The 25,732-nt window shown below is 68.0% G+C and carries 21 protein-coding genes, 1 tRNA gene and 1 pseudogene; 11 read left to right on the top strand and 12 right to left on the bottom strand.

Annotation, left to right across the window (positions count from 1 at the left end):
• Positions 1 to 199 precede the first annotated feature (199 nt).
• On the top strand, positions 200 to 1,159 hold the full coding sequence (locus tag QSK25_RS38135) for an NAD(P)-dependent alcohol dehydrogenase (protein WP_285645675.1): 960 nt from the start codon (positions 200 to 202) through the stop codon (positions 1,157 to 1,159).
• Here the strand turns inward: QSK25_RS38135 and QSK25_RS38130 are convergent.
• Positions 1,149 to 2,380 (bottom strand): annotated as a pseudogene (locus tag QSK25_RS38130) (serine hydrolase domain-containing protein). The gene QSK25_RS38135 and the pseudogene QSK25_RS38130 sit on opposite strands and share 11 nt — an antisense overlap.
• Positions 2,381 to 2,627: 247 nt before the next feature.
• On the opposite strand from QSK25_RS38130, the gene QSK25_RS38125 reads away from it, so the two are divergent.
• On the top strand, positions 2,628 to 4,019 hold the full coding sequence (locus QSK25_RS38125) for a DHA2 family efflux MFS transporter permease subunit (protein ID WP_285645674.1): 1,392 nt from the start codon (positions 2,628 to 2,630) through the stop codon (positions 4,017 to 4,019).
• A 409-nt stretch (positions 4,020 to 4,428) separates the two neighbouring features.
• Here the strand turns inward: QSK25_RS38125 and QSK25_RS38120 are convergent, their stop codons facing one another.
• The 3 genes from QSK25_RS38120 to QSK25_RS38110 form a co-directional block, all read right to left on the bottom strand.
• Positions 4,429 to 5,160, bottom strand: a complete 732-nt coding sequence (locus tag QSK25_RS38120) for a DUF7873 family protein (RefSeq protein ID WP_285645673.1) — start codon at positions 5,158 to 5,160, stop codon at positions 4,429 to 4,431.
• Positions 5,161 to 5,367: 207 nt separating this feature from the next.
• Positions 5,368 to 5,733, bottom strand: a complete 366-nt coding sequence (locus tag QSK25_RS38115) for a hypothetical protein (protein WP_285645671.1) — start codon at positions 5,731 to 5,733, stop codon at positions 5,368 to 5,370.
• Positions 5,734 to 5,853: 120 nt separating this feature from the next.
• Positions 5,854 to 5,929, bottom strand: a tRNA-Lys gene (locus QSK25_RS38110).
• Between the two features lie 185 nt (positions 5,930 to 6,114).
• On the opposite strand from QSK25_RS38110, the gene QSK25_RS38105 reads away from it, so the two are divergent.
• From QSK25_RS38105 to QSK25_RS38095, 3 genes are all read left to right on the top strand, one after another.
• Entirely contained in the window at positions 6,115 to 7,188 is a 1,074-nt protein-coding gene (locus QSK25_RS38105; RefSeq protein ID WP_285645669.1) for an aldo/keto reductase, read from the top strand.
• Between the two features lie 99 nt (positions 7,189 to 7,287).
• The gene (locus tag QSK25_RS38100) at positions 7,288 to 8,406 is read left to right on the top strand and encodes a serine hydrolase domain-containing protein (protein ID WP_285645667.1); all 1,119 of its coding nucleotides are present in this window, start codon (positions 7,288 to 7,290) and stop codon (positions 8,404 to 8,406) included.
• Positions 8,403 to 9,428 (top strand): serine hydrolase domain-containing protein, encoded by a 1,026-nt coding sequence (locus QSK25_RS38095; protein WP_285645666.1) that lies wholly within the window; start codon positions 8,403 to 8,405, stop codon positions 9,426 to 9,428. The genes QSK25_RS38100 and QSK25_RS38095 overlap by 4 nt, the downstream gene beginning before the upstream one ends.
• A 6-nt stretch (positions 9,429 to 9,434) precedes the next feature.
• On the opposite strand, the gene QSK25_RS38090 is transcribed toward QSK25_RS38095, so the two are convergent.
• A complete protein-coding gene (locus tag QSK25_RS38090) occupies positions 9,435 to 10,343 on the bottom strand; it encodes a CobW family GTP-binding protein (protein WP_285645665.1) in 909 nt (302 codons plus the stop codon).
• 11 nt (positions 10,344 to 10,354) lie between these two features.
• A complete protein-coding gene (locus tag QSK25_RS38085) occupies positions 10,355 to 11,167 on the bottom strand; it encodes a TIGR03619 family F420-dependent LLM class oxidoreductase (protein ID WP_285645664.1) in 813 nt (270 codons plus the stop codon).
• Between the two features lie 74 nt (positions 11,168 to 11,241).
• Here QSK25_RS38085 and QSK25_RS38080 point away from each other — a divergent pair, with 74 nt between their 5' ends.
• From QSK25_RS38080 to QSK25_RS38070, 3 genes are read left to right on the top strand one after another with little or no spacing between them, the layout of a single operon-like run.
• Positions 11,242 to 11,772 (top strand): hypothetical protein, encoded by a 531-nt coding sequence (locus QSK25_RS38080; protein WP_285645663.1) that lies wholly within the window; start codon positions 11,242 to 11,244, stop codon positions 11,770 to 11,772.
• Positions 11,773 to 11,774: 2 nt separating this feature from the next.
• Positions 11,775 to 13,700: a flotillin family protein gene (locus QSK25_RS38075; RefSeq protein WP_285645662.1), complete on the top strand. Its 1,926-nt coding sequence runs from the start codon at positions 11,775 to 11,777 to the stop codon at positions 13,698 to 13,700.
• The gene (locus tag QSK25_RS38070; protein ID WP_285645661.1) at positions 13,697 to 18,115 is read left to right on the top strand and encodes a DNA repair ATPase; all 4,419 of its coding nucleotides are present in this window, start codon (positions 13,697 to 13,699) and stop codon (positions 18,113 to 18,115) included. The genes QSK25_RS38075 and QSK25_RS38070 overlap by 4 nt, the downstream gene beginning before the upstream one ends.
• Here QSK25_RS38070 and QSK25_RS38065 read toward each other — a convergent pair.
• Positions 18,105 to 18,617: a hypothetical protein gene (locus QSK25_RS38065; RefSeq protein ID WP_285645659.1), complete on the bottom strand. Its 513-nt coding sequence runs from the start codon at positions 18,615 to 18,617 to the stop codon at positions 18,105 to 18,107. The two genes, QSK25_RS38070 and QSK25_RS38065, sit on opposite strands and share 11 nt — an antisense overlap.
• A gap of 80 nt (positions 18,618 to 18,697) precedes the next feature.
• Positions 18,698 to 19,144 (bottom strand): PPOX class F420-dependent oxidoreductase, encoded by a 447-nt coding sequence (locus QSK25_RS38060; protein ID WP_285645658.1) that lies wholly within the window; start codon positions 19,142 to 19,144, stop codon positions 18,698 to 18,700.
• Here QSK25_RS38060 and QSK25_RS38055 point away from each other — a divergent pair.
• On the top strand, positions 19,143 to 19,955 hold the full coding sequence (locus QSK25_RS38055) for an oxygenase MpaB family protein (RefSeq protein ID WP_285645657.1): 813 nt from the start codon (positions 19,143 to 19,145) through the stop codon (positions 19,953 to 19,955). The two genes, QSK25_RS38060 and QSK25_RS38055, sit on opposite strands and share 2 nt — an antisense overlap.
• A gap of 82 nt (positions 19,956 to 20,037) precedes the next feature.
• Complete coding sequence (locus QSK25_RS38050; RefSeq protein ID WP_285645691.1) at positions 20,038 to 20,853, top strand: glutamate ABC transporter substrate-binding protein; 816 nt, start codon at positions 20,038 to 20,040, stop codon at positions 20,851 to 20,853.
• Between the two features lie 7 nt (positions 20,854 to 20,860).
• Here QSK25_RS38050 and QSK25_RS38045 read toward each other — a convergent pair whose 3' ends face one another.
• Complete coding sequence (locus QSK25_RS38045) at positions 20,861 to 21,985, bottom strand: L,D-transpeptidase (RefSeq protein ID WP_285645656.1); 1,125 nt, start codon at positions 21,983 to 21,985, stop codon at positions 20,861 to 20,863.
• A gap of 359 nt (positions 21,986 to 22,344) precedes the next feature.
• On the opposite strand from QSK25_RS38045, the gene QSK25_RS38040 reads away from it, so the two are divergent.
• On the top strand, positions 22,345 to 22,548 hold the full coding sequence (locus QSK25_RS38040) for a cold-shock protein (RefSeq protein WP_030477903.1): 204 nt from the start codon (positions 22,345 to 22,347) through the stop codon (positions 22,546 to 22,548).
• An 89-nt stretch (positions 22,549 to 22,637) separates the two neighbouring features.
• On the opposite strand, the gene QSK25_RS38035 is transcribed toward QSK25_RS38040, so the two are convergent.
• From QSK25_RS38035 to QSK25_RS38025, 3 genes are all read right to left on the bottom strand, one after another.
• Positions 22,638 to 22,943 (bottom strand): hypothetical protein, encoded by a 306-nt coding sequence (locus QSK25_RS38035; protein ID WP_285645650.1) that lies wholly within the window; start codon positions 22,941 to 22,943, stop codon positions 22,638 to 22,640.
• 400 nt (positions 22,944 to 23,343) lie between these two features.
• Positions 23,344 to 25,527: a heavy metal translocating P-type ATPase gene (locus QSK25_RS38030; RefSeq protein ID WP_285645648.1), complete on the bottom strand. Its 2,184-nt coding sequence runs from the start codon at positions 25,525 to 25,527 to the stop codon at positions 23,344 to 23,346.
• Positions 25,524 to 25,730 carry a heavy-metal-associated domain-containing protein gene (locus QSK25_RS38025; protein WP_285645647.1) on the bottom strand — a complete coding sequence of 69 codons (207 nt, stop codon included), beginning with the start codon at positions 25,728 to 25,730 and terminating at the stop codon, positions 25,524 to 25,526. The genes QSK25_RS38030 and QSK25_RS38025 overlap by 4 nt, the downstream gene beginning before the upstream one ends.
• Between the last annotated feature and the right edge of the window lie 2 nt (positions 25,731 to 25,732).

Raw genomic sequence — 25,732 nt, 5'->3', positions numbered from 1 at the left:
CAGGTGGTCATCGATCTTGACGTAGAGTGCGGTCAGAAGGGTGTTCAGGTCGGTCCTCACAAACTGATCTTGAACACCCTTCGTCTGTCTCCAGACACCGCCCATGCTTAGGACTTACTCATCTAGGTGGCACCCTGCTTGTCCCTGATTCTCAGAACCGTTGTGCTGGAACGAATCCGGCGTTCCTTACCGTTCTCGCATGAGAGCCGCCGTGCACACGAGCTTCGGCCCACCCGACGTGGTCCAGGTGGTCGAGAGGCCGATCCCTCCCGTCCGCCGCGGCGACGTCCTGATCAAGGTCCACGCGACGACCGTGACCTCCGCCGAATGCGCCATGCGCCGGGGAGAACCGTGGTGGGGCAGGGTGATCCTGGGCCTGCGCCGCCCACGGGCACACCTGCGCACGCTGGGCCTGGAAGTGTCCGGCACGGTCGAGGAGGTCGGCGCCGACGTGACCGCGTTCAGTCCCGGCGACGAGGTCTTCGGCTTCACGGGCTTCGCCGTGGGCGCGCACGCCGACTACGTCCGCCTACCGGCCACCGGTTCGCTGGCTCCGAAGCCTTCGTCGTCGACGTTCGTCGAGGCCGCAGCCGCGGTGGACGGCGCCACCACGGCGCTGTTCTTCCTGCGGGACAAGGCAAAGCTCCGCCCCGATCAGCACGTCCTGATCAACGGCGCGTCCGGCAGCATCGGCACCTACGCCGTCCAGCTGGCCAAGCACCTCGGCGCCACCGTCACCGCCGTCTGCGGCCCGTCGAACGTCGACCTGGTCCGCTCCCTGGGAGCCGATCACGTGATCGACTACACCACCCACGACTTCACCGCTGACGTCGGCACCTACGACATCGTCTTCGACACCGTGACCAAGTCTTCTTTCCGTGATGCCCGAAGGTCTTTGCGCACCGGCGGCAAGTACCTGCCGACCACCGGCCTGACGAACAACCTCTGGGCGTTGTGGACGTTGCTGCGCGGCGGCAAGCGCGTGCTGGTCGGCATGTCCGTCGACAAGCGCGCGGCGTTGCCGTTGATCAGCTCGCTGCTGGAATCGGGCGAACTGCGCGTGGTCGTCGACCGCACCTATCCACTGGCCGACATCGCGTCCGCACACCGGTACGTCGACGCAGGTCACAAGCGCGGCAACGTCGTCGTCACGGTGTGACCCGCCAGGCGGCCGCGCCGTTGTGCAGGTACCGGCCGTCCCCCAGCAGCGAGTACACCTGGTAACCGTCCGCCGTCGGAGTGGTGGCGATGATCGAGTTGTCGCCGTACCTGACGACCGGGACGCGCCTGCCGACGCCCATCTCCGTGCGCGGCCGGTAGATCAGCACCCCGTGGCCGTTCTCCGTCGTGAGGGTGATGTCGTGGAGTTGGTCGCGATAGGTGCCGCACATGGTTCGGGGGTCAACGGGTTCGGGCTTCTCGGGCGGCACCGGCAGCGGTTCCTTGCCCATCAGCTCGTCGATGACGTCGTGCGCCAGTCGTTCGCTGTTCACGCTGTTCGTCAGCACGGCCACCGCCCGCTTCCGCTCGGCGTCGACGCGGAGGAAGGCCTTCTGCCCCTTCGACACCCCGGTGTGCCCGACGACGCCACCCCGGTACCGCATGTACCCCAGCCCCCAGCCGACCGCGCCGTTGCCGAAGTCCGGTACCTCCACGCCCTGGTCGTCGCGCATCGCCGCCAGCGCGGGCTCGTCGAGGTGCAGCCGCACGAACTCCATCAACTGCCGTGCGCTGATCGCGAAGTGCGATCCGCTGGGCGCCGTTCCGTACGCGACAGCCCACCTCGTGACCGGCGTTGCGTCCGCGCCGTGACCGACCGCCGTCCGGTGCAGCACGGCCTCGTCCGCGTCGGTGGCGACCTCGTCGATCCGCAGCGGCTCGATGAGCCGTTCCCTCAGCACGTCGTGGAACGCCTGCCCGCTGACCACCTCCACCAGCCGCCCCAGCACCACGTACCCGCTGTTGGAGTAGGAGAAGAGCGCGCCGGGCGCGAACGGCGACCCCGCGGCCGCGATGGCGTCGGCGTACCGCCTGATCGCATCACCGTTGCGTCCGGTGTCGAAGAAGTGGTTGCTGTCGATCCCGCCCGTGTGGGTGAGGAGGTGTCGTGCGGTGAGGTCGCCGGAAACCCGGGCAGGTGGTCGGCGACGGGTGCGTCCAGGTCCAGCAGCCCGTCGTTCGCCAGGTGCTGCACGAGCGTCGCCGTCCAGACCTTGGTGATCGACCCGACCTTGAACAGCGAGTCGTCCGTGACCTCGGCCCGGGTTCGCACGCTCAGCACACCGGCAGCCTCGCTGGTCACGTTTCCGCAGCTCAGCACGGCCACCTGAGCCCCAGGAACCCCATATTCGCCGATCAACCCACCCAGCCGCAGCCCCATCCCCGAAAAACTACTGCGCGCCGTGTCGATCGGGCGCCCGCTCGTTCGACGTACCGGTAGACGGACGAGAAAACCTGGATGAGACCAGGCAGCGGATGAGGAACACTCGAGGTACCGATGAGTTCCTTCAACGCCGCAGGTCTTCTCCGGTGTCGCGAAGAACCTGATGCCAGCAACCGAGTGAGGGCCTGACATGCCTGCAGCGATCGAAGACCGACCTACCGCGCAAGCGGGCAAAACACCCCTGGTGGTGCGCCTGCTGGTGCTGGCGACGTTCGTCGTGATCCTCAACGAGACGCTGATGATCAACGCGATCCCGCGCCTCATGGAGTCCCTGCACGTGACCGAACAGGCCGCGCAATGGGTCTCCACGGCCTTCATGCTCACGATGGCCGCCGTGATCCCGGTCACCGGCTGGTTCCTCCAGCGGGTCACCACCCGCCAGGGCTACACGATCGCCATGGGCGTCTTCCTGGCCGGCACCGCGCTGTCCGCGGTGGCGCCGACGTTCTCCGTCCTCCTGGCGGGCCGCATCATCCAGGCGGCGGGCACCGCCGTCATGATGCCGTTGCTGATGACCACCCTGATGACCGTCGTCCCGGAGCAGGACCGCGGCAAGGTGATGGGCAACGTCACGCTCGCCATCTCGGTGGCCCCGGCCCTCGGCCCGGCCATCTCGGGCCTGATCCTCCAGCTCGGCTCGTGGCGCCTGCTCTTCGTCGCCGTCATCCCGATCGCCGGCGCCGTCACGTACTTCGGCCTCCGCCAGCTGGACAACATCGGCGAACCCCAGGTCAGCACCCTCGACTGGGCCTCGGCCGCGATGGCCACGCTGGGCTTCGGCGGCCTGGTCTACGGCCTGAGCCTCTTCGGTGAGGGCGAGTCCAACCTGGGGCCGAGCATCGGCATCGTCATCGCGGGCGCCGCCACCATCGCGTCCTTCGTGCTGCGCCAGCTCAAGCTCCAGCGCACCGGCGCCCCGCTGATGGACCTCCGCACGCTCACCCACCGCACGTTCGCCCTGTCGCTGGCCCTGATGTGCGTCGCCTTCCTGGCGATGATGGGCTCGATGATCCTGCTCCCCCTCTACCTGCAGAACCTCCGGGGCCTCACCCCGCTCCAGACGGGCCTCCTCCTGATGCCCGGCGGTCTCGCCATGGGCCTGCTGGGCCCGACCGTCGGCCGCCTCTACGACCGCCTGGGCAGCCGCCCGCTGATCCTCCCGGGCTCGATCGGCATCGTCCTGTCCCTCGCGGGCTTCACCCAGGTCTCGATGTCCATGCCGTACTGGCAGGTCCTGGCCCTGCACGCGTTGCTGATGGTCAGCCTCGCCGCCACGTTCACGCTGATCTTCACCCTCGGCATGGGCGCCCTGCCGCCGAACATGTACCCGCACGGCAGCTCGATCCTCGGCACCCTGCAGCAGGTGGCCGCGGCCGTCGGCACCGCGCTGGTCGTGACCGTGATGTCGGCGCGTTCGTCGTCGCTGGTCGCCGAGGGTGCAGCGGCGTCGGCGGCACAGCTGAGCGGCATGAAGCTGGCCTTCGTCGTGGCCACCGTGCTGGCCGTCGTGACGATCGTGGTGGCGGCCATGCTGCCGAGCAAGACCAACGCCTCCGGCGAGGTCATGGCCCACTGACCAATAGGTGAGGCCCCGGACATGTCCAGTCCGGGGCCTCGTTTGGCCGCCCAATTGCACACACCAGCGACGTTTAAGAGTCGGATCAGTCCTTAGGTCGCCGCGCTCTTCCGTTGAGCTACGGCCGCAGGCAGAGCGGCCAGCAGGATTCGAACCTGCACCTCGGCGAGTCTTGTCCGGTCTCGGGCGATCTGGCGTTCGGCGGAAATGCTGAACCTGGAGCGAGAGTCTGAGCTTGATCCCGGCTGCCTCTGCCGACTTGGGCTATCCCGGCGCGGTTGGTGCCGGGAGAGGGATTCGAACCCCCACTTGTGACCGAGTGGTTCAGGCTGACGTTTCAGTTTCAGCTTTCACGCTCCTCAGCCGAGGAGCGCAACCCCCGCGCTCCAGCGGGGGAGTCTGTCGGACGTCAACGGAACAGGTAGTCGAAGACCACGCCACCGACGCGCTCGTCGGTGATCTCCAGGCTGTTGGCCTCCTCGCGGGCGAACTTCACCGCGTGCTGCAGCTTCTCGACCCGGTCCACCAACTCGTTGACCCGCCGCGCGGGCAACGCACCGGAGAACTTCACCGTGGTCCAGTACCCCACCGGCACGTCCTCGTAGTACACCTCGACCTGAGCCGGGTGCTTTTCCGTCGCCTCGGCCTTGACGTGGTTGCGAGGCACCTTCTTCGTGCGAATGGTCCGCACGTGCTCAGTGCGCCAGTAGTCGGCGGACTCGTCGAAGCTCCAGTCCTCGGCCGCGTCCAGCAAGGGCAGCTTCTTCACGAACGTGTGCAGGTCCGTCAGCTGCTTCTCGAGGAAGAGCAGGTAGGACACCGGCACGTCGCGCAGCAACGTCTGCCCGTCCACCACGACATCGGCCTTGGCGACGCAGTTGGCCCAGTCCTTGGTGGCCGTGACGTCGAAGAGGCGGGTCATCACCGAAGCCGTCTTCCGCAGCACGTCCTCGGCCTTGACCTGCACGCGCGTCGACTCGGGCGGCAACACCTCGCCGTCCTCGTCCTTCGGCTGGTACGTCCGGGAGATGCCGGCCAGCAACGCGGGCTTCTGCAGCCCGTGGTGAGCGTCGGTGAGGTCCCGAAGCGTGCCCCCTTTGACACTCTTCTCGACCGCGATGATCTGGTTCAGCTTCGTCATTGCCGCACCCCCTTCGGTTCCGCGCACAGTACGCAACACAAAGCCGGGCCCGCACGCGAATTCGGCGCACCGGTGAAACTTCACCGCCAGACAGATCGAGCGGGCTCGCAGCCGGCACACCGTGCCGTTCTCCTCGGTCGACGAGCTGCTCGTCTTCGCCGAACTGGACGTCAGCGCGTGGGACGTGGTCCGCGACCGCGCCATCGTCTACGCCTGACCACTTCCAGACTGCTGGTCGCTCGCCCGGTACTCGTCAACGAGGCGGAAGAACAGGTCAAGCGGGTCCTCCGTGCCGGCGTTCTCGGTGATGGCCTGAGCCCAGCCGCACGACATCCCCCAGGCGAACCGAGCATGAAGCCACTGGCCGAACGGACCACCGGGAGTCAGGTGGAACGACTCGTCGATGCCATGAACTTCAAGCGCGACGCCGTAACCCTGAAGGGTCATCTCCAACTCGCGGAGCCGGCGTCCACGGATCCACATGCTCGGCCTCGACCGAACCTGATCGAGGATGTCCCAGACGTCGGCGCACTCGGCCAGCGGCACGACTCCAGGGCGGGCACCTGCGGTCATGGGCTGGATTCTACGGAGCGATGGCGGTCGCACTCCGTGTGCAGCCACGGAGTACTGCGCGTCAAAGGCGTATCAGTGATCTACCAAATGCGAAACCCCCAGGCCTGTGACCTGGGGGTTTGGTGGGCCGCCAGGGACTCGAACCCTGAACCCGAAGATTAAAAGTCTCCTGCTCTGCCAATTGAGCTAGCAGCCCTCGCCGGGACAGCCTACCGATCTCCCCACCCGCATGTCCTCCGGGTTGCCAACCTCACCGTTGACGCACCCCGGAACAGCCCGCGAAGAGGATCAGGCAAGAGCACGACGGGATCGTCGTACCCCGGCGAAGCTGCGGCCGCTGAACTTGGAGGTGTCAGAAAACGACCGAGAAGGGCTACCACGATGCCGCTCGACCACTACGTCACCCTGGGCCGCTCCGGCCTCCGCGTCAGCCCGTTCGCCCTCGGCGCGATGACCTTCGGCGAGGATCCCGGGGCCGCCGGGTGCAGCGTGGAGGAGTCCGGGAAGATCCTTCGGACCTACCTCGACCGGGGTGGGAACTTCATCGACACCGCCAACTTCTACACCAACGGTCACTCGGAGAAGATCCTCGGCGACTTCTTCAGGAGCAGCGGCAACCGCGATCGGGTGGTGCTGGCGTCCAAGTTCTTCTTCAACATGCACCCCGGCGATCCGAACGGTGGTGGGGCGGGGCGGACGTCGGTTCGGCGGCAGTTGGAGGAGACGCTCAGGAGGTTGGGCACCGACCACCTCGACCTCTACTGGCTGCACAACTGGGATCGGAACACCCCCGTCGAGGAGACCATGCGGGTCCTGGACGACCTGGTGGGATCGGGCAAGGTCGGGTACGTCGGGTTCTCCAACGTGCCTGCCTGGGTCACGGCGCAGGCCCAGACGATGGCACTGCTCAGGGGGTGGACGCCGCTGGTGGCGTTGCAGGTGGAGTACTCGTTGCTGGCGAGGACCGTCGAGGGTGAGATCGGTCCCATGAGCAGGGACTTCGGGCTGGCGCTGGTGCCTTGGAGTCCGCTCCGCAACGGGTTCCTCAGCGGCAAGTACCGCAGGAACGTGCAGGTGGAGGATTCGGAGCGGGCCAAGTTCGTGGGTGGGCCGAGCAAAGAGGAGTTCGAGGTCATCGACGTGGTCACGAAGATCGCGGACGAGACCGGTGCCACCGCGGCCGCGGTGTCGTTGGCCTGGCTGCGGCAGCGAGAGGGGACCGTGGTGCCGATCATCGGTGCTCGGAAGGTGGAGCACCTGGAGAGCAACCTCCAAGAGGTCGTGCTCACGGAGGAACAGCTCGAAGAGCTCGACGTGGTGTCGCGGCCCGAGTTGAACTACCCCTCGCAGCTGCACGGGGAGTTGCGGGCCATGTTGCAGTTCGCCGGCACGACGGTGGACGGCGAACCGTCCGGCGTCTACCCGCCACTGCTGCAGAGCGACGTGCGGTACTGAGGTAGAGCCTGCTCCACCCCGGGAACGGAAGCGTGCGTGACTGCGGCAGCACACCCGGAACCGGAAACCTGGTCCTCACCACGGCAAGGGAGGCACAGGATGAAGAAGACGCTGGTAGGTGTGTTGGCGGCGGCCATGTTGTTCAGCGGAACGGCGATGGCCGCGCCGCCCAGCGGGCTCCAGGGCAAGCTCGACGGGCTGACGAAGGAGCACAAGTTCCCCGCGGCGCTCGGCACCACCACCGACGCCAACGGGCACGCCAGGGCCTACACGTCGGGTACGGCCGAGCTGGGCAAGCGGAAACCCGTTCCCGCCAACGGGCAGGTGCGCGCCGGGTCCAACACCAAGGCGTTCGTGGCCGTCGTGGTCATGCAGCTGGTGGCGGAGGGGAAGGTCGAGCTCGACAAGCCGATCAACCACTACCTGCCGAACGCGGTGCAGGACGGCCGGATCACCGTCCGGCAGTTGCTGAACCACACCAGCGGGCTGGCCAACTACACGAACTACCTGGGGCTCGACAAGTTCGAGGACTTGCGGCACCGGTACTTCGAGCCGCGGGAGCTGCTCGACGTCGGCAACGCGCACCCCAAGACCGGTGAGCCCGGCGAGAAGTTCAAGTACAGCAACACGAACTACGTGCTGCTCGGCCTGCTGATCCAGAAGGTCACCGGGCGGCCCGTCGCCGAGAACGTCGACAAGCGGGTCGTGCAGAAGATCAAGCTCAGGGACACCTACTGGCCGGGGGTCGGCGAGGAGGGCATCCGCGGCAAGCACCCCCAGGGGTACTCGAAGATCGGCAACGGCATCGAGGACGTCACCGAACTCGACCCGTCGTGGGGCTGGGCGGCCGGGCAGATCATCTCCACCACCAAGGATCTGAACGCCTTCTACAGCGCCCTTCTGAACGGGAAGCTGGTTCCGCAGGCGCAGCTCGCCGAGATGCGGAAGACCGTCGAGACCAAGGGTGAGATGTGGGCCGGCGCGGAGTACGGGCTGGGCATCGCCAGCACGCCGCTCACGTGCGGTGGCCGGTACTGGGGCCACGGCGGCGACATCCACGGGTACGAGACGCGCGGTGGGGTCGCGCCGAACGGGCGGGCGTTCTCCGTTGCGGTGACGGCGTTGCCGGGCACCTTCCAGGACACGCCTGAGGAAGCGACGAAGGCCCACGACGCCGTTCTGGCCACTGTGGACGCTGCTCTCTGCGGTGCCAGGTGATCGCGGTCGCGGCGGTCACCGCGCTCGCACTGCTCGTTCCCCAGCAGCTCGACCAGATCGTCGCCCAGGGCACGCCCGGCGTGGAGGCGCACGTCAACGGGCGCGACGAGGCGCGCGGCAAGGCGCCGGTGAACGGGCAGGTGCGGATCGGCAGCATCACCAAGTCGTTCGTGGCGGTGGCGACGCTCCAGCTCACCGCCGAGCGCAAGGTCGAGCTGGACGGGCCGGTCAACCAGTACGTGCCGCACGTCAAGGACAGCCGGATCACCGTCCGGCAGGTCCTGCAGCACACCAGCGGCCTGCCTGACTACGTGATGCAGATCGGCGTCCCGAAGATCGCGGACGTCCGGGACAGGTACTTCGCCCCGCACGACCTGCTCGACGTCGCGCTGAGCCAGCCACCCGCCTTCCAGCCCGGCGAGAAGTACGAGTACAGCAACACGAACTACGTCGTCGCCGGGCTGCTGGTCCAGAAGGTCACCGGACGCCCGGTCGGCGAGGCGATCGCCAAGGTGATCAGCAAGGCAGGGCTCAAGGACACCTACTGGCCGGACCAGGGCGAGCAACGCCTTCGCGGCAAGCACGCCAGGGCGTACGCGCTGAGCGACCTGACGGACCCGAAGTCCACTGTGGTCGATGCGACCGAACTCGACACCTCGCAGGCGTGGGCCTCCGGCGCGATGGTCTCCACACCGCAGGACGTCGCGAAGTTCTTCCAGCGGCTGCTCGACGGCAAGATCCTCGACCAGCCGCAGCTCGACGAGATGCGCAGGACGATCACCGTCGACGAGCGGAGCGCCTACGGCCTCGGTCTCGAGAGCACCAAGCTCAGCTGCGGCGGGGTCTGGTGGGGCCACGGCGGGTCGATCCACGGCTGGGGCTCGCTCGGCGGCGCGACGGACGGCGGCAACCACGCGGCGATCACACTCACCGCGCTGCCCGGCACGTTCGGCGACGACCCGGCCAGGAAGTTCCAGCAGATGTTCGACGTGATGGACACGGCACTCTGCCAGAAGAAGTAGCAGGCGTCAGCGGGCGTACCGGAGCACCCAGAGCATCTCCTGCTCGGTGACCGGTCCGTCCGCCACGCACGCCAGCAGCCAGTCCGTCAACGCCTCCGGATCGATGCCCGCCCCGATCAGCACCAGCTGCGTCGGGGCGTCGTCGACGGGCGTGAACGACACGTACGCGCCGACCGTCTGCAGCAGGAACGTGCCGAGCGGGAACCGGACGAAACCCTTGGCGCGGAACAGCCCCTCCGGCCGCGCCGCCAGGAAGTCCATGAACAGCTTGGGGTGCAACGGGTCGTCGCATTCGAACGACACGCTGTCGTAGGAGGCGTGCGTGTGCGTCGAGTGGTCGTCGAGGTCGTCGAACGACAGCTGCCGCGGCCCGAGGTCAGGCGGCCGCACCTCGAACAGCAGGGCCGGGTCGATCTGTCCGAACGACACGGGCAGCACCGGCGCCGAACAGGGCAACGACGGCACGGCGGACACCCGGTCGATCTTGTTCAGCACCACCAGGTCGGCCAGCGCGAGGTCGCGTTCCAGGTGCGGCACGGCGTCGAGTTCCACCGCGTCGGCCACGTAGATCAGTCCGCCGTACGACACCCCGGACGCCTGCGCGACCATCCGCACCATCGCCGCGGGCTCGGCCAGGCCGGACGCCTCGATGACGATCACGTCCAGGTCGGCCGAGGCCAGCTTCCCGAGCATCCCCTCCAGCTCGGAGGAGTCGACCGCGCAGCACAGGCAGCCGTTCGAGAGCGACACCATCGAGTCGACCTGGGCGGACACCGAGAACGCGTCGATGTTGATCTTGCCGAAGTCGTTCACCACCACGCCGATCCGCGTGCCGCCGGACGTGCGCAGCAGGTGGTTGAGCAGGGTGGTCTTGCCGGCACCGAGGAAGCCGGCGAGCACGACTACGGGGATCACGACACCCGAGGCTAGCCAATCAGCTCGGCGTACCTGCGCAACACCTCGTCCACGGTGCCGTCGAACGCCGGCGGGTAGATCACCAGCTCGTCCACGCCGAGGTCCTCGTACTCCCGTACCACCGCGGCCGTCAGCGGGACCTGCGTGGACACGCTGATCCGGAAGCCGTCCGGTCGCGCGGGAAAGCGGGCCAGATGCCCGCGGATGTCGGAAGGCGTGCCGATGCCGAACCAGCCCTGCGCCCGCGTCACGGCCCGCCGGAACGCCGAAGGGCTGTGCCCGCCGACGACGACCCGCACGTTCGACGGCTTGGGGAAGGCGTCCACGCCGGAGAACGACACGTGCTCGCCGGCGAACGCGGGAACGTCCGCGTGCCAGAGCTGGTCCATCGCGTCCAGGTACTCGTCGGTGATCGCGCCCCGTTCGCCGAACGACGCGCCGACCGCCGTCATCTCCGGTTCGAGGTACCCCGCGCCGACGCCGAGGGTGAACCGGCCGCCGCTCAACAGGTCCAGCGACGCCACCTGCTTCGCGAGCACCAGCGGGTTGCGCTGGGGGAGGATCACGATCCCGGTCGCGAGTTCGAGCGTGGACGTGACAGCCGCCACATAGCTCAGGTGGGTCAGCGGATCGACGATCACGGTGTCCGGTTCGGACGGTGACGGGTCGACGCGTGGTGACGGCAGCACCACGTGATCGGACGCCCACCACGACCGGTAGCCGAGTGATTCGGCCAGCTGGGCGAGCCGCCGTGTCGCCTGCGGCCCCGCCTCGTCACCGATGTTCAGCCCCTGCACCCCGAAGTCCATGATCAGGGCAACCATCGATTTCCATCGATCATTCCCGAAAGTGCAACGAAACCGGCCCCCGGCGCATCAAAATGACGAGAAGGGGGGCGATGATGACCGAGTTCCTGGCTGCCGCACTGGCGTTTCCGACCGTGGTGTTCAGCTTCCTGTTGCTGATGGTGCTGGCTTACTGGCTCACCGTGGCGCTGGTGGGGCTCGACTTCGACGCCCCCGTGATGCCGATCTCCATCTCGGTGTTCATCGTGATCACGTGGTTCGCCGCGCTGGTCGGCACGGTGTACACGCCGGAGGGCAAGCTCAGGTACGCGGTGTTCGGGGGTGCGCTGCTGGTCGGCGCGCTGGTCACGCGGATCCTTCTCATCCCGGTCAGGAACTGGACGCGACCGGAGAAACCGGCGTCCCGCAACGACTTCGTCGGCCGCACCGCGATCATCCGGACGGCCAGGGTCACCGAGCAGTACGGGCAGGCCGAGGTGACCGCCGACGACGGCGGTACGGCGGTCGTTCAGGTCAGGGCTGCGCAGAGCACCGACCTCAAGGCGGGACAGACCGCGTTGATCTTCGACTACGACGCCGAGGGCGAGTTCTTCTGGGTCGTGGACATCACCACAGGGGGCTGAACATGGGAGCGATCTCGACCGGGCTGATCGTGCTGATCGCCGTGATCGCGGTTGTGCTGATCTTGGCGTTGATCACGCTGAGCAGACTTTTCAAGAAGTGCGAGCAGGGCAAGGCACTGATCGTCTCGAAGATGCGCAAGGTCGACGTGACCTTCACCGGCACCGTCGTGCTGCCGGTGCTGCACCGCTGCGAGACGATGGACATCTCGGTGAAGACCATCGAGATCCGCCGGGCCGGCAACGAGGGCCTGATCTGCAAGGACAACATCCGCGCCGACATCCGCATCACGTTCTTCGTGCGGGTCAACAAGACCGTCGAGGACGTCATCAAGGTCGCGCAGGCGATCGGCACCGAACGCGCGAGCCACGAGCAGACGCTGCAGGAGCTGTTCAACGCCAAGTTCTCCGAGGCCCTCAAGACCGTCGGCAAGCAGCTCGACTTCGTCGACCTCTACACGCACCGCGACGAGTTCCGCGACCGGATCGTCCAGGTCATCGGTACCGACCTCAACGGCTACAGCCTCGAGGACGCGGCCATCGACTACCTGGAGCAGACGCCGCTCAAGCAGCTCGACCCCGCGAACATCCTGGATGCGCAGGGCATCCGCAAGATCACCGAGCTGACCGCGATCGAGCACGTCAAGACCAACGAGTTCACCCGCAACGAGGAGAAGGAGATCACGCGCCAGAACGTCAGCGCGCGTGAGGCGATCCTCGAGCTCGAACGCCGCCAGGCCGACGCGGAGATCAAGCAGAAGCGCGAGATCGAGACCGCCCGCGCGCAGCAGGAGGCCGAGACGCAGAAGGTGCAGGCCGAGGAACGCCTCAAGGCCAACACCGCGTTCATCCGCACCGAGGAGCAGCTCGGCATCCAGACCGAGAACAAGGCCCGCGAGATCGCCGTCGCCGAGAAGAACCGCGAGCGCGTGATCGCCGTCGAGACCGAGCGCATCGAGAAGGACCGCCTGCTGGAGGTCATCGCCCGCGAACGCGAGACGTCGCTGCGCATGATCGAGAAGGACAAGGAGCTCGAGCACGAGCGGCGCGCGATCGCCGACCTGGTGCGCGAGCGCGTCGCCGTCGAGAAGACGGTGGCCGAGCAGGAGGAGAACATCAAGAAGCTGCGCGCGGTCGAGGAGGCCGAGCGCGAGCGCCAGCAGATCGTGATCCGCGCGGAGGCCGAGGCGCAGGAGTCGCTGGTCAAGGACATCAAGGCCGCCGAGGCCGCGGAACAGGCCGCGCAGCACAAGGCCCGCGAGGCTGTCGTGCTCGCCGAGTCGCGCAACAAGGCCGCGGACCTCGACGCCCGCTCCAAGATCAGGCTCGCCGAGGGCACGCAGGCGGAGGCCGCCGCGAAGGGCCTGGCGGAGGCACAGGTCAAGGAACGGGACGCCGCCGCGTCCGAGGCGCTCGGCCGGGCCGAGGCCGTGGTCGACCGCGAGAAGGCGCTCGCCGACGCCGAGGGCATCAAGGAACGCCTCAAGGGCGAGGCGGAGGGCCTGTCGCACAAGGCCGAGGCGATGGCCGCGCTCGACACCGCGACCCGCGAGCACGAGGAGTACCGCCTGCGGCTCGAAGCCGAGAAGGAGATCCGCCTCAAGGGCATCGACGTGCAGCGCCAGGTCGCCGAGGCTCAGGCGATGGTCCTCGCGGCCGGCCTGGAGAAGGCCGACATCGACATCGTCGGTGGCGACACGATGTTCTTCGACAAGATCGCCGCGTCGATCACCGCGGGCAAGCAGGTCGACAGCTTCGTCGGCAACTCCGACGTCGTGCAGGCGCTGGGCAGCAGGTGGATGGACGGGACGAACAACTTCCCGGAGGACCTGACCAAGATCCTCAGCTCGTTCACCACGGGTGACGCGCAGAACATCGCCGCGGCGATCGCGCTGACCCAGATGGCCAAGAACAACGGCCAGAACGCATGACAGCTCTCGACGCGGGCACTTACGAAGTGCTGCGGGCGAGGCTTGCCGACCAGGCGGCCGAACTCGCCCGCAGCACCGAGGCGCTGAACGACCGGCGCGTCGAGACGTTCGGCAGCACGGCCCTCGAACTCGTCGCCACCGAACGCATCCGCACCGAGAACAACTGCGTGCCGCGCGACATCGTGGCACTCGGTGACGTGATGTTGTTCGGCTACAACGTCTTCATGGGCCTCAAGTCCGAGACTCGGGTCGGCGACGTCTTCGCGGCGCACGGCAGGGACTTCGCCGCGGTCGAGGCGGAGTTCCTCGAGGACCCGAGGTTCCTCAACGACTTCGCCGAGCTGTACCGCTACTACCGCGAGACGCGGCTGCTCCAGCTGCGCATCGTCGAGCAGCGGCTGCTCGCGGTGTTCCAGACGGGCGTGCGGATCGAGGACCTGCACGTCCTGCGCTGGGACGTCGAGGTCGACGGCACCGTCACCTACGTCGACAACCGGGGCGACCGCGACCACGTCTTCCCGCCCTCGCACGACTTCACCTGGGTCGGGACGACCCGCGAGCAGCACGTGCTCGGCCGGCACCCGCACATCGCCATCGACAACGAGGTGTTCGTCGAGACGGTCGGCGGCACGCTCACCGTCAAGATCGAGAACAACACCGAGTCGGGCGAGGGCGTCTACTCCGAGCCCGTCGACGAACCGTTGCAGAGCCTCGCGGACGCCGAGGTCCACCACGCCCGCGTCGGCCCGCTGATCCTGCTGAAGATCCTGCCGTACAAGGAGACCACGCCCCGGCACCTGGTCTTCAACACCCGCACCAAGGAGGTCACGCGGCTCGACGGCATCGGGCAGGCCTGCCAGCGCCTGCCCGAGGACCAGGGGATCATCTTCCCCGGCGGCTACTACCTGGTCACGGGCGCGGACAAGACGTTCGACGTCGACACCGACGAGCTCGAGTTCGAACGGGTCGTCAAGTCCGCGAACGGCGAGGACGTGCTGTTCGTCTACCACGCCCGCCGCGAGGGCCGCAGCCTTCTGCTGCCCTACAACGTGATCCGCAAGGAAGTCGCCACCCCGATCACCTGCCACGGCTACTCGCTCTTCGCCGACGGCACGCTCGTGGTCTTCCGCGAGACCGGCTCCGACGCCGTGCGCGTGCACCCCATGCAGGTGTGGCGCACGCCGTTCATGGCCGACGAGACCCTGCCCGACCAGGCGGGCCCGCTCGCCCGCATCGGCAACGCCGAACTCGTCCGCGGCATCTCGGACTGCCTGTCCATCACCAGGATGAGCGCCGAGATGACCCCGACCGCGCCGGTGTTCGAGGGCCTGATCGCACTGTGCACCAGGGTGGTCGACGGTGTGTTCTGGCTCGACGAGCTCGGGCTCAAGCAGGACGTCCTGGCCGTCCGGGCCACCGCGGAACAGGTGCTGGACGAGTTCGAGGCCGTCCGCACGCTCACCGAGCACGCGGCGCGGCAGCTCCACCAAGCCGCGGAGAAGCTGGCGAGTCTCGTCCGGCTGGCCAGGTCGGCGGCTCCCAGGAGCGCCGACGAGTGGGTCCGCCTGCTCGCCGACCTGCGGTCCGCCCAGGGCCGCCTGATCACCCTCAAGGACCTCCGGTACGTCGACCTCGAGGAGATCGACCGGCGCGAGGCCGAACTGGTCGAGGAACTCGGCGCGTCGGCCCGACGGGCCGTCGCGTTCCTCAGCGGTGAGGGCGCTTTCGACCGGTACCACGAAGAGATCGACCAGATCGCCGCGACGGAGCTGAAGACCGCCGCCGAGGCGAAGCCGTTGCGCGAACGGCTCGCGCAGCAGCAGGCAGGCCTGGAGGTGCTGACCGAGGTCGTCAGCACGCTCGACGCCGCCGACACCACGACCCGCACGCAGATCCTCGCGAGCATCGGCGAGGTGCTGGCCGCGGTCAACCGCGCCAGGGCCACTGTGGACGGTCGCCGCTCGCAGCTCGCGAACGCCGAGGGCCGCGCCGAGTTCGCCGCGGAGTTCGCGCTGCTCGGCCAGGCCATCACGGGAGCGCTCTCGGTCGCCGACACCCCGCAGCGCTGCGACGACCAGCTCGGCCGGCTGTTGCTGCAACTGGAGAACCTGGAGTCGCGGTTCGGCGAGTTCGACGACTTCCTCGCGCAGGTCGGCGCCAAGCGCACGGACGTCTACGAGGCGTTCTCCGCCCGCAAGCAGACCCTGCTCGACGAACGGGCGCGCAAGGCCGACCGCCTCGTCCAGTCGGCCGAACGGGTCCTCGGCACGATCCGCCGCCGGGTCGGCAAGCTGACCTCGACCGACGAGATCAACACGTACTTCGCCGGCGACCCGATGGTCGCCAAGGTCCGCACGGTCGCCGAACAGCTGCGAGAACTCGGTGACGTCCGGGCCGACGAGCTCGACGCGGGTCTGCGCGACGCCCGGCAAGAGGGAGGCCGGGCGCTGCGGGACCGGGCCGACCTGTACGACGGCGCGTCGATCGTGCTCGGTCGTCATCGCTTCCCGGTGACGACCGAGCCGATGAACCTCACCCTCGTGCCTCGCGACGGCAAGCTGTACTACGCCGTCACCGGCACCGACTACCGCAGCGAGGTCACCGACAGCGGATTCGCCGCCACCAAGGGCTTCTGGAACCAGCTCCTGGTCTCGGAGACCGACGCCGTCTACCGCGCCGAACACCTCGCCGCCGTCCTGCTCGCCGAGGGCCGCACCGACGTCGTGAACGCCGCCGCGGAACGCTACGACGAGGGCTACGAGAAGGGCGTTCACGACCACGACGCCGAGAAGATCCTCGCTGTCCTGCAACGGTTGCACGCGGGCGCCGGACTGCTCCGCTACCCGCCGCAGGCCCGTGCGGAGGCCCAGGTCTTCTGGTCCGAGCAAGAAGAAGCGCAACGTGCTGTGTGGCAACGCAAAGCCGAGTCGCTCGCCCGCGCGCGCACGATCTTCGGTGGCACGCACGGCATCCCGGAGCTGACGAAGCAGTTCGGGCTACCGGACCTCGCCGCCGAGTACCTCTTCGAAGAACTCGCCTGCGAGCCGAGGGGATTCGTCACCAGCAAGGCCGCGCGAGCCGTGATCGACAGGTTCCGCGCGGTCGTGCACGAGGACCTGCGCGACCGCGACCTCATCGAGGCGTGGCTGCGGGCGTTCCTCTCCGACGAGGACTGCCCGGAGTTCCCCGAGGTCGTCGCGATCCTGCTCACCGACCTGCCCCGGTACGACTCCAGCGCGTCGCTGACCGAGACCGTCACGGGCCTGCTCGGCACGCACCCGCGCGTGCACAACCAGTCGATGGACCTGCGCCTGGACGAAACCCTGACCAGGCTGAGGGCCTTCACCACCGACCAGGTGCCGGCTTTCCGCGCCTACCAACGGCAACGCGACGAGCTGCTGGCCGGGGAACGCCGCCGGCTCAGGCTCGACGACTACCAGCCCGCGGTGCTGAACACGTTCGTGCGCAACAGGTTGCTGAACGAGGTCTACCTGCCGTTGATCGGCGACAACCTCAGCAAGCAGCTGAACGACGGCACGGGCCTGCTGATGCTGATCTCCCCGCCCGGCTACGGCAAGACGACGCTGATGGAGTACGTCGCGAACCGCCTGGGCATGGTGTTCGTCAAGGTCAACGGCCCCGCGCTGGGCACCGGCGTCACCTCGCTCGACCCGGCGGAGGCACCGAACGCCACCGCGCGCCAGGAGGTCGAGCGGATCAACTTCGCGTTCGCGCTGGGCAGCAACGTCCTGCTGCACCTGGACGACATCCAGCACACCTCACCGGAGTTGCTGCAGAAGTTCATCTCGCTCTGCGACGCCCAGCGCCGCATCGAGGGCGTCTGGGACGGCGACCCGCAGACGTTCGACCTGCGGGGCAAGCGCTTCGCGGTGTCGATGGCCGGCAACCCGTACACCGAGACGGGCCGCGCGTTCCGCGTCCCGGACATGCTCGCGAACCGCGCGGACGTGTGGAACCTCGGCGACGTGCTGTCCGGGCGCGACGAGCTGTTCGCGTTGAGCTACCTGGAGAACGCGTCGGGCTCGAACCCGACGCTGGGCGGTGTCGACGTGGAACCGTTGGTGCGCCTGGCGAACGGCGAGAGCGTCCGGCACGACCACGAGACGGTCGAACTCGACCGCCTGCTCTCGGTCGTGCGGAAGCTGCGCCGGGTCCAGGAGGTCGTGCTCAAGGTCAACCAGGCGTACATCGCGTCCGCCGCCGACCCGTCCGAGCAGCCGTTCCTGTTGCAGGGCAGCTATCGCAACATGAACAGGATGGCCGCGCGGATCGTGCCGGCGATGAACGACGCCGAGGTGGAGGCGTTGATCGACGACCACTACCTGGGCGAGGCGCAGCTGCTCGGCTCGCTCGCGGAAGCGAACCTCGCGCGGCTGCGTGCGCTCAAGGCTTGACGTCGCAGGTCAGTTCGAACCGGTCGAAGTGGTCGAACCGGCCGTCCTCGGGTCCCCGCAGGTCGGCCGGGTCGAGCTCCAGCTCCTCCAGGAAGTCGCAGAACTCCTCGTCGTCCAGCGGCCACTTCAGGCAGTGCTTGAAGTCGTCGCCGAACACCTTCGAGTCGCAGCGCAGCAGGTCGTAGAGGTTCGGCCGGGGCTTGCTGCCCGGTTTCGGCGGTGGCGGTGGCCGGTGACCGGGAGGCGGTGGCGGAGGCCGGTCCTCACCCGCGGCCGGAGGAGGCGGCGGGGGCGGTGGCGGAGGTGGCGGCCGCTGGACCCCGACGGCGGAGACGGTGGTCGTGGCGGTCGCGATGACGACCTCGGGCGGCGGAGGCGGCGGGGCGACGAGGCGGATGTCCACGGGCTTGTCCGGGGGTGCCGAGAACAAGGCCGCGATCAGGGCAGCGCCCATCACCGCAACCGCCGCGGCGAAGTAGCCGCGGCGTCTGACACCTGCCATCGCTTCCGCTCCCCAGGTTCCGCCTGCCCGGTAGCCGCCGTCCCCGTGGAATCGTTGTCCCCGCTAACGGTGTTACAGGCTCAGCCGGTCTTGTCCGGCCCGGCGGAGGTGAGCGAAATCCGCAGGATCACGCGCTGTTCCCGTGCCATCGCGGCCCGGTAGTCGTTCCAGTCCGCGTGCTCGCCGGAGATCGTCCGGTAGTAGGAGACCAGCAGGTCCATGGCCTCGGGCAACGGCACGACCGTCGCGGTCCCGTTGAGCTGGATCCACCGCCCGAAGAAGCTGTCCGGCAGCACGCACAACGAGACGCGCGGGTCACGTTGGACCTGCTTCGTCTTGTACGCGGTGGCCCGTGTGGAAACGAGCACGTCGCCGTTGTCGTCGAGCGCGACGAGCACCGGCGACAAGGCCGGGGTGCCGTCGGACTTGACCGCGCAGAAGACCGCGCGGTGCTGGCTGCGGAGCACGTCCCGTGCCTGGTCCAGGTCCATGGTCTTCATCCTGGCGAGGCGGGACGATGTCCGCATGCCAGATCCGAACTCCGTCAGCTGGCAGATGCACGCGGACCCGACGATGTGGATCGCCGGGATCGCGAGCCTCTACCTGCAGGCGTTGCACCCCAAGGCCGTTGCCGGTGTCGTGCAGAACTCCAACTTCCGGGCCGACCCGCTCGGCAGGCTCAAACGCACGGCGGACTTCGTCGGCCTCGGCGTCTACGGCACCGACGAGGACATCGCGGCCGCGGCGGCACGGGTCCGGGCCACGCACCGGAGCCTGCGCGGTGTCGTTGACGGCCGAACGTTCCGAGTGGACGAACCCGAACTACTGCTTTGGGTGCATTGCTCCGAGGTCTTCTGTTTCGAGTCCGTTCTCTCCCGCGCCGGCTACGGACTGACCGATCGGCAGAAGGACCTCTACTACGCGGAGCAGCGTTTCGCCGCCACGCTCGTAGGCCTGCACGAGGACGAAGTGCCCGGTTCGCGCCGGGAAATGCTCGACTACCTCGAACGGATGCGTCCAAACCTGCGCCGAACGGACGAATCGGACGTGATTTACGACTTCTTGCACGGACCACCCGTGCAAGGTTGGGTCCGCCACGGACTGCCCGTGTACCGGGTCGTAGTAGGCCACCTGGCGTACTCGGTGCTACCCGACTGGGCGCTCGAACTACACGGCCGCGAGCCGTACGACCGTGCTGACCTGTGGCTGAAAATGCTGCGCCGAGCTGCCCTTTTGGTTCCCGGCAAGATCAGGAGACTGGCTCCGCCCGGCCATCTGCGGCACGCGATCGAACGCCACGGCAAGCATGTGACACCGAACAAAGCACGCCTTCCCTAGATGTCATACATCACAGTCGATCATCGCCGCAGGTCCGTAGCATTACGCACGAATCCACAACACCCCCGGAAGGCCTGTCGTGATCCGTCGTGCCGCGCTCCTGACTGCCGTAGCGGTGTTCGCCACCGCCTGTGGGAGCGGTGACACCAGCACAGTCATCGGACGTGCCGACTCCGGGAAGCTGACCATCGGCATCCGCTACGACCAGCCGGGCCTGAGTCAGCGGCGCCTCGACGGCCGGTATGTCGGGTTCGACGTCGACGTGGCCAAGTACGTGGCGAACGAGTTGGGCGTCAAGGAGAACGGCATCACGTTCAAGGAGGCCCGCGGCGCCGCCCGCGAGTCGATGCTGGAGAACGGCGAGGCCGACCTGATCATCGCCTCGTACTCGATCACCGACGCCCGCAAGGAGAAGGTCGCCTTCGCCGGCCCGTACTTCGAGACGGGCCAGGGCATGCTGGTGCGCTACACCGAGGAGTCCATCCAGGGCCCGGAGACCATGAACGGCCGCAAGCTGTGCTCGGTCAAGGGTTCCACCTCCGCGCAGAAGGTGAAGACGGACTTCGCGCAGCAGGTGCAGATCGTCGAGTACGGCCAGTACTCCGACTGCGTGATCGCTCTCATGGCGGGCAACGTCGACGCCGTCACTACCGACGAGGTCATCCTCGCCGGGTTCGCGGCGGAGAACCCCGAGCTGCTCAAGCTCGTCGGCAAGACGTTCTCCAAGGAGCGGTACGGGATCGGCGTGCCGAAGGGCGACACCGAGTCCCGCGACGAGGTGAACTCCGCGATCGAGAAGATGATCTCGAGCGGCGAGTGGAAGCGGGCCCTCGAACGCAACGTCGGTCCGTCCGGGTACGAGATCCCGCAACCACCTGCCATCACCGAGAAGTCCTAGTGCGGCACTAGTTCGTCGCCGCCGACTTCGACGTCCAGGTCGCCCAGTCGATCGTCCACTCCCAGTAGTCGCCGGGAGCGACGCCGCTCGGGTCGGCCGCGCCGAGCTGGATGGTCGACCCGGTGACCTCGACCGGGTCGCCGACCATCGTGAGGTCGTAGAACGTCTTCGCGTTGTCGCTGGACAGGTTCGCGCACCCGTGCGAGACGTTCTCGCTGCCCTGCTGGGGGATCGTCTTGTCGTTCTCGTGCACGAACTCGCCGTTCTGGGAGATCAGCACCGCCCACGTGACCGCGACGTCGTAGTTGTACGTGGTGCTCTTCATCCGGCGTGAGGCTTCCTTCTGCTGCACCACGTGGATACCGGAGCGGCTCACCCGGCCCGGGACGCTCTCCTTGCCGTAGGACGCGGGGAAGTTGTGCAGCAGCGTGCCGTCGCGGTAGATCTCGAACCGCTTGGTCTGCGTGTTCGCCTTGGCCACCAGCGCGCGGTCCGCGATCTTGAACTGCGCGTGCATGTCCGCCTTGCCGTACGCACCGCCGCCGAACGGCACGCCGTAGACGTCGACGTCCAGCTTCACCTCGGTGCTGGGCTTCCAGTACTCCCGCGGCCGCCAGTGCGCCTCGGTGTCGGACAGCCACGCCCACGCGCCCTCGGTCGGCACGGACGTCGTGACGGTCATGGCCTTCTGCACGGAGGCCTTGTCCTGCACCGGCGCGCTGAAGGTCACCTTCAACGGCATCGCGACGCCGTACGTCTGGTTGTCGCCGACGTTCAGCTTCGCGCTGGTCAGCTTGGCGGGCTTGACCGTGCGGAACGAGCCGCTGACCGGCACCTCCGCGCCGTCCTCGCCCTTGGCCGAACCCGACCACGTGTAGAGCCTGTCGTAGCCCAGGTCCTCGGTCGCGACCCAGCGCCCGGCGGTGAGTTCCCCCTGCACCGCCTTGCCCTCGGCGTTGGTGAGCGCGACGGTGGTGAGCGCGCCGCCGGTCACGCCGACCTCGAACGGACCGGCCGGGCTGATCCCCTCACCCGACGCCGGCGTGACCGTCACAGCGGCCTTCGCCTTCTCCTGCGTCTGCTCGACCGGTGCGGTCGACGCCCCCTCGGGCGCGGCGCTGCACGCTGTCAAACCCAGCAGTGCAACCAAAACCAGTGGCCTGAACACGTGCTCCCCCAAGATCCCCTCGCCTGATGCTGAAGAGGACGCACGGCGGTGGAACACGTTGCTTCGCAGATTGCGATCACCCACCTGGACCAGCGGCTTTGCGCCTATTGAGGCACGCAACTGGCCGGTAATGACCTGTAGTGCTATGACCAATCACACGTTAGGCTGACCCGCGCAGGCCGTGGTTTCTGTGTTCGTGCTTCACACGCTCGCGGAACGACACGCGGGCGTGCGGTGCGCTCTCAGCGAGTTTGCCGAACGCCCCCGGGACGGCCGGGGTTGCAAAGTGCAGCCCCAAGCTTTCCTGCGATGGAGGCAGGTTCATGGCACAGGGCACTGTCAAGTGGTTCAACTCCGAAAAGGGCTTCGGCTTCATCGCCCAGGACAACGGCGGCGCTGACGTCTTCGTCCACTACTCGGAGATCCAGGGTCAGGGCTTCCGCACCCTGGAGGAGAACCAGCGAGTGGAGTTCGAGGTCGGCCAGGGCACCAAGGGTCCGCAGGCCCAGAACGTCCGCGCGGTCTGAAGTCTGTAAATAGCCGCAATAGAGCCGTACGTGAGAAGGACCCTCTACCGGGCTCGGTAGAGGGTCCTTCTTCGTTGTTGTCGCCCGGTCTAGTGGCCGCGCTGGCGCGCTTCCCACTCCAGGCGCTGCATGACCCACTCCGTGGCGAGAGCCTGCGGGGAGGTCTGACGTTCGGCGGCGAGCTCCTTGAGCTGCTCGTTGGCCATGAGTTGCAGCCTCAGCTGGTACACCTGCGCACTGCCGAAGCCCGACGCGGTCGTTTCGTTGTCCGCGTCCGGGGCCAGGGCGGCCAGGTATGAGGTCAGCTCCTCGTCGTGCGACGTCTCCGCCTGCTGCGGTTCTTCCGCATCGCGGTGACGGCCGGACTTGGAGCGTCCGAGAGATCCGATAGGCACCGGAACACGATAACGGCTCGGTCACGGAACCCAAACCCCTGTGAGCCGGGTCACCCCAAGGTGTAAATGGCGCTACTCAGAGTGGATCTGCCGCGGGGCTCCCGGATTGCGCGCGAGTGCGACTACGAGCGCGCCGGCCGCCGGGATGGTGCGCCTGATGGGGGTTCGGGGGCTTGCCCCCGAGCCGGGGGTCTGGGGGCGCGGCCCCCAGATGAACACTCCGAATCCGCGAGGCAGCGAAGGCGGAGCCGAGCAGCCTCGCGGACGCGGAGAGGCCCCCGCGCCAGGGGGAGGAACGCGGGGGCCGGAGGGGATCTCCACAGGCGCTGACCGGGGGTGTGTCAGCTTTTGGATTGTTGCACGCGCACGCGGCGGTTGGGGAGTGTTCGCAACGAAGTTCTTATGTTGCCGATGGACGGAAACCCCGTAGTCGCAAGCTATTGGTAACAACGAACACGCTGCTGAAGGCCATTGCGGCCCCCGCGATCATGGGGTTCAGCAGCCCCAGTGCCGCGAGTGGGAGTCCAGCGACGTTGTAGGCGAACGCCCAGAACAGATTCCCCTTGATCGTGCCCAAAGTCTTGCGGGACAACCGGATCGCGTCGGCCGCCACGCGCAGGTCGCCGCGCACCAGGGTCAGGTCGCTCGCCTCGATCGCCACGTCGGTGCCGGTCCCCATGGCCAGCCCCAGATCCGCGGCCGCGAGGGCCGGCGCGTCGTTCACGCCGTCGCCCACCATCGCCACAACTCGGCCCTGTGCCTGGAGATTCCGGACCGCTTCGACTTTGCCGGACGGCAGGACCTCGGCGATCACCTCGTCGATGCCGACCTCGGCGGCGACCTGGCGGGCCGTGGAATCGTTGTCACCGGTCAGCAGCACCGGGTGCAGGCCGAGTTCCTTGAGTTCCGCGATCGCTTGTGCGGACGTGGGTTTCACGACGTCCGAGACGGCGATGAGCCCGACAACCTTGTCATCAAAGGAAACCGCGACAACAGTCCGAGTTGTGTGGGCGGCCAGGGCCTCGGTCAGTTCCCGGGAAAGGGGAACGTCGCGCACCCGGCCGACGGTGACGCTCCGTCCTTCCACGACTCCGCTGACACCGACGCCGTCCGTGGAAACGAAGTCCGACACCGGCGGCACCTCGGGAGCCGCGCGCACGATCGCGGCGCCGATGGGGTGTTCCGACGCGTTCTCGACGGCCGCGGCGAACCGCAGCACCTCGTCGCGGTCCCAGCCGTCGGCGGGCAGCACGTCGACCAGCGTCAGCCGGCCGGTGGTCACGGTGCCGGTCTTGTCCAGCACGACGGTGTCCACCCGCCGCGTCGACTCCAGCACCTCGGGGCCCTTCACCAGGATCCCGAGCTGGGCGCCGCGGCCCGTGCCGACGAGCAACGCCGTGGGGGTCGCGAGGCCCAGCGCGCACGGGCAGGCGATCACCAGCACCGCCACCGCCGTCGTCACCGCGAACTCGAGCGGCCGTCCGGCGAGCAGCCAGGCGCCGAACGACGCCAGCGCGATCAGCACGACCACGGGGACGAACACGGCGGACACGCGGTCCGCCAGCCGTTGCACCTCGGCCTTGCCCGCCTGGGCCTGCTCGACCAGCCTGGCCATCCGCGCGAGCTGGGTGTCCGCGCCGACCGACGACGCCTCGACGACCAGCCGGCCGCCCGCGTTCACGGTCCCGCCGACCACCTGAGCGCCCACGCCGACCTCGACCGGCACCGATTCGCCGGTCACCATCGAGCGGTCCACGGCCGAACTGCCCTCGACCACCAGGCCGTCGGTGGCGATCCGCTCACCCGGACGGACCACGAAACGATCGCGAACCCGGAGCAGGCCGACCGGCACGCGGGTCTCCACGCCGTCGCGCAGCACCGCCACGTCCTTGGCGCCCAAGGCGAGCAACGACCGCAGGGCCGCACCCGCGCTGCGCTTCGACCGGGCCTCCAGCCAGCGCCCGAGCAGCAGGAACACGGTCACGCCGACCGCGACCTCGAGGTAGATGTCTCCAGAGGTCGTCGGCCGCGGCAGCAGGCTGAACTCGTGCCGCATGCCGATGACGCCGGCCTCGCCGAACACCAGCGCGTATAGCGACCACAGGTACGAGACCGTGACGCCCATCGACACCAGGGTGTCCATGGTGCTGGCGCCGTGCCGCGCGTTGACGGCGGCCGCGCGGTGGAACGGCCAGCCGCACACCCACACGACGACGCTCGCCAACGCCAGCGACACCCACTGCCAGGTGGGGAACTGCCAGGCCGGGACCATCGAGAACGCGATCACCGGCACGCCGAGCGCGGCGGCCAGCACGACCCTCAGCCGCAGCTCACCGGCCTCGTCCACCTCGGGAGCCTCCGGCTGGGGCTCCTCGGCGTCGTAGCCCGCCGCCCGCACCGTCGACACGAGGTCGTCCACCCGCAGGTTCTCCGGGAACTGAACGCTGGCCTTCTCGGTCGCGTAGTTCACGGTGGCGGAGACGCCGTCGAGCTTGTTCAGCTTGCGTTCGATGCGGTTCGCACAGGAAGCGCACGTCATGCCGCTGATCGAGAGCTCGACGTGGCGAGGCTCGGTGGTGGTCATGCGACCTGGTACCCGGCCTCGGTCACGGCGGCGACGACCTCGGCGCGGTCGAGTTCGCGGTCGCTGGTCACGGTGACGGCGCCGGTCTCGAGGACGACGTCGACGCCCGTGACGCCGGCGACCTCGGTCAGCTCCTCGGTGACGGAACTGACGCAGTGGCCGCAGGTCATGCCGGTCACGGTGTAGGTGGCGCTGACGCTCATCG

Source organism: Lentzea sp. NBRC 102530 (assembly GCF_030269365.1).
In the GTDB taxonomy this organism is placed as follows: Bacteria; Actinomycetota; Actinomycetes; order Mycobacteriales; family Pseudonocardiaceae; genus Lentzea.
Note: the sequence above shows the minus strand (reverse complement) of the source record. Positions and strands in the feature narration are given on the sequence as shown.

What these genes read in the sequence shown, in the direction of transcription:
- QSK25_RS38135 (WP_285645675.1), top strand. Translation starts at nt 200, where the DNA reads ATGAGAGCCGCCGTGCACACGAGCTTCGGCCCACCCGACGTGGTCCAG.
- QSK25_RS38120 (WP_285645673.1), bottom strand. Translation starts at nt 5,160, where the DNA reads ATGACGAAGCTGAACCAGATCATCGCGGTCGAGAAGAGTGTCAAAGGG.
- QSK25_RS38115 (WP_285645671.1), bottom strand. Translation starts at nt 5,733, where the DNA reads ATGACCGCAGGTGCCCGCCCTGGAGTCGTGCCGCTGGCCGAGTGCGCC.
- QSK25_RS38105 (WP_285645669.1), top strand. Translation starts at nt 6,115, where the DNA reads ATGCCGCTCGACCACTACGTCACCCTGGGCCGCTCCGGCCTCCGCGTC.
- QSK25_RS38100 (WP_285645667.1), top strand. Translation starts at nt 7,288, where the DNA reads ATGAAGAAGACGCTGGTAGGTGTGTTGGCGGCGGCCATGTTGTTCAGC.
- QSK25_RS38085 (WP_285645664.1), bottom strand. Translation starts at nt 11,167, where the DNA reads ATGGTTGCCCTGATCATGGACTTCGGGGTGCAGGGGCTGAACATCGGT.
- QSK25_RS38080 (WP_285645663.1), top strand. Translation starts at nt 11,242, where the DNA reads ATGATGACCGAGTTCCTGGCTGCCGCACTGGCGTTTCCGACCGTGGTG.
- QSK25_RS38075 (WP_285645662.1), top strand. Translation starts at nt 11,775, where the DNA reads ATGGGAGCGATCTCGACCGGGCTGATCGTGCTGATCGCCGTGATCGCG.
- QSK25_RS38070 (WP_285645661.1), top strand. Translation starts at nt 13,697, where the DNA reads ATGACAGCTCTCGACGCGGGCACTTACGAAGTGCTGCGGGCGAGGCTT.
- QSK25_RS38065 (WP_285645659.1), bottom strand. Translation starts at nt 18,617, where the DNA reads ATGGCAGGTGTCAGACGCCGCGGCTACTTCGCCGCGGCGGTTGCGGTG.
- QSK25_RS38055 (WP_285645657.1), top strand. Translation starts at nt 19,143, where the DNA reads ATGCCAGATCCGAACTCCGTCAGCTGGCAGATGCACGCGGACCCGACG.
- QSK25_RS38060 (WP_285645658.1), bottom strand. Translation starts at nt 19,144, where the DNA reads ATGCGGACATCGTCCCGCCTCGCCAGGATGAAGACCATGGACCTGGAC.
- QSK25_RS38040 (WP_030477903.1), top strand. Translation starts at nt 22,345, where the DNA reads ATGGCACAGGGCACTGTCAAGTGGTTCAACTCCGAAAAGGGCTTCGGC.
- QSK25_RS38030 (WP_285645648.1), bottom strand. Translation starts at nt 25,527, where the DNA reads ATGACCACCACCGAGCCTCGCCACGTCGAGCTCTCGATCAGCGGCATG.
- QSK25_RS38025 (WP_285645647.1), bottom strand. Translation starts at nt 25,730, where the DNA reads ATGAGCGTCAGCGCCACCTACACCGTGACCGGCATGACCTGCGGCCAC.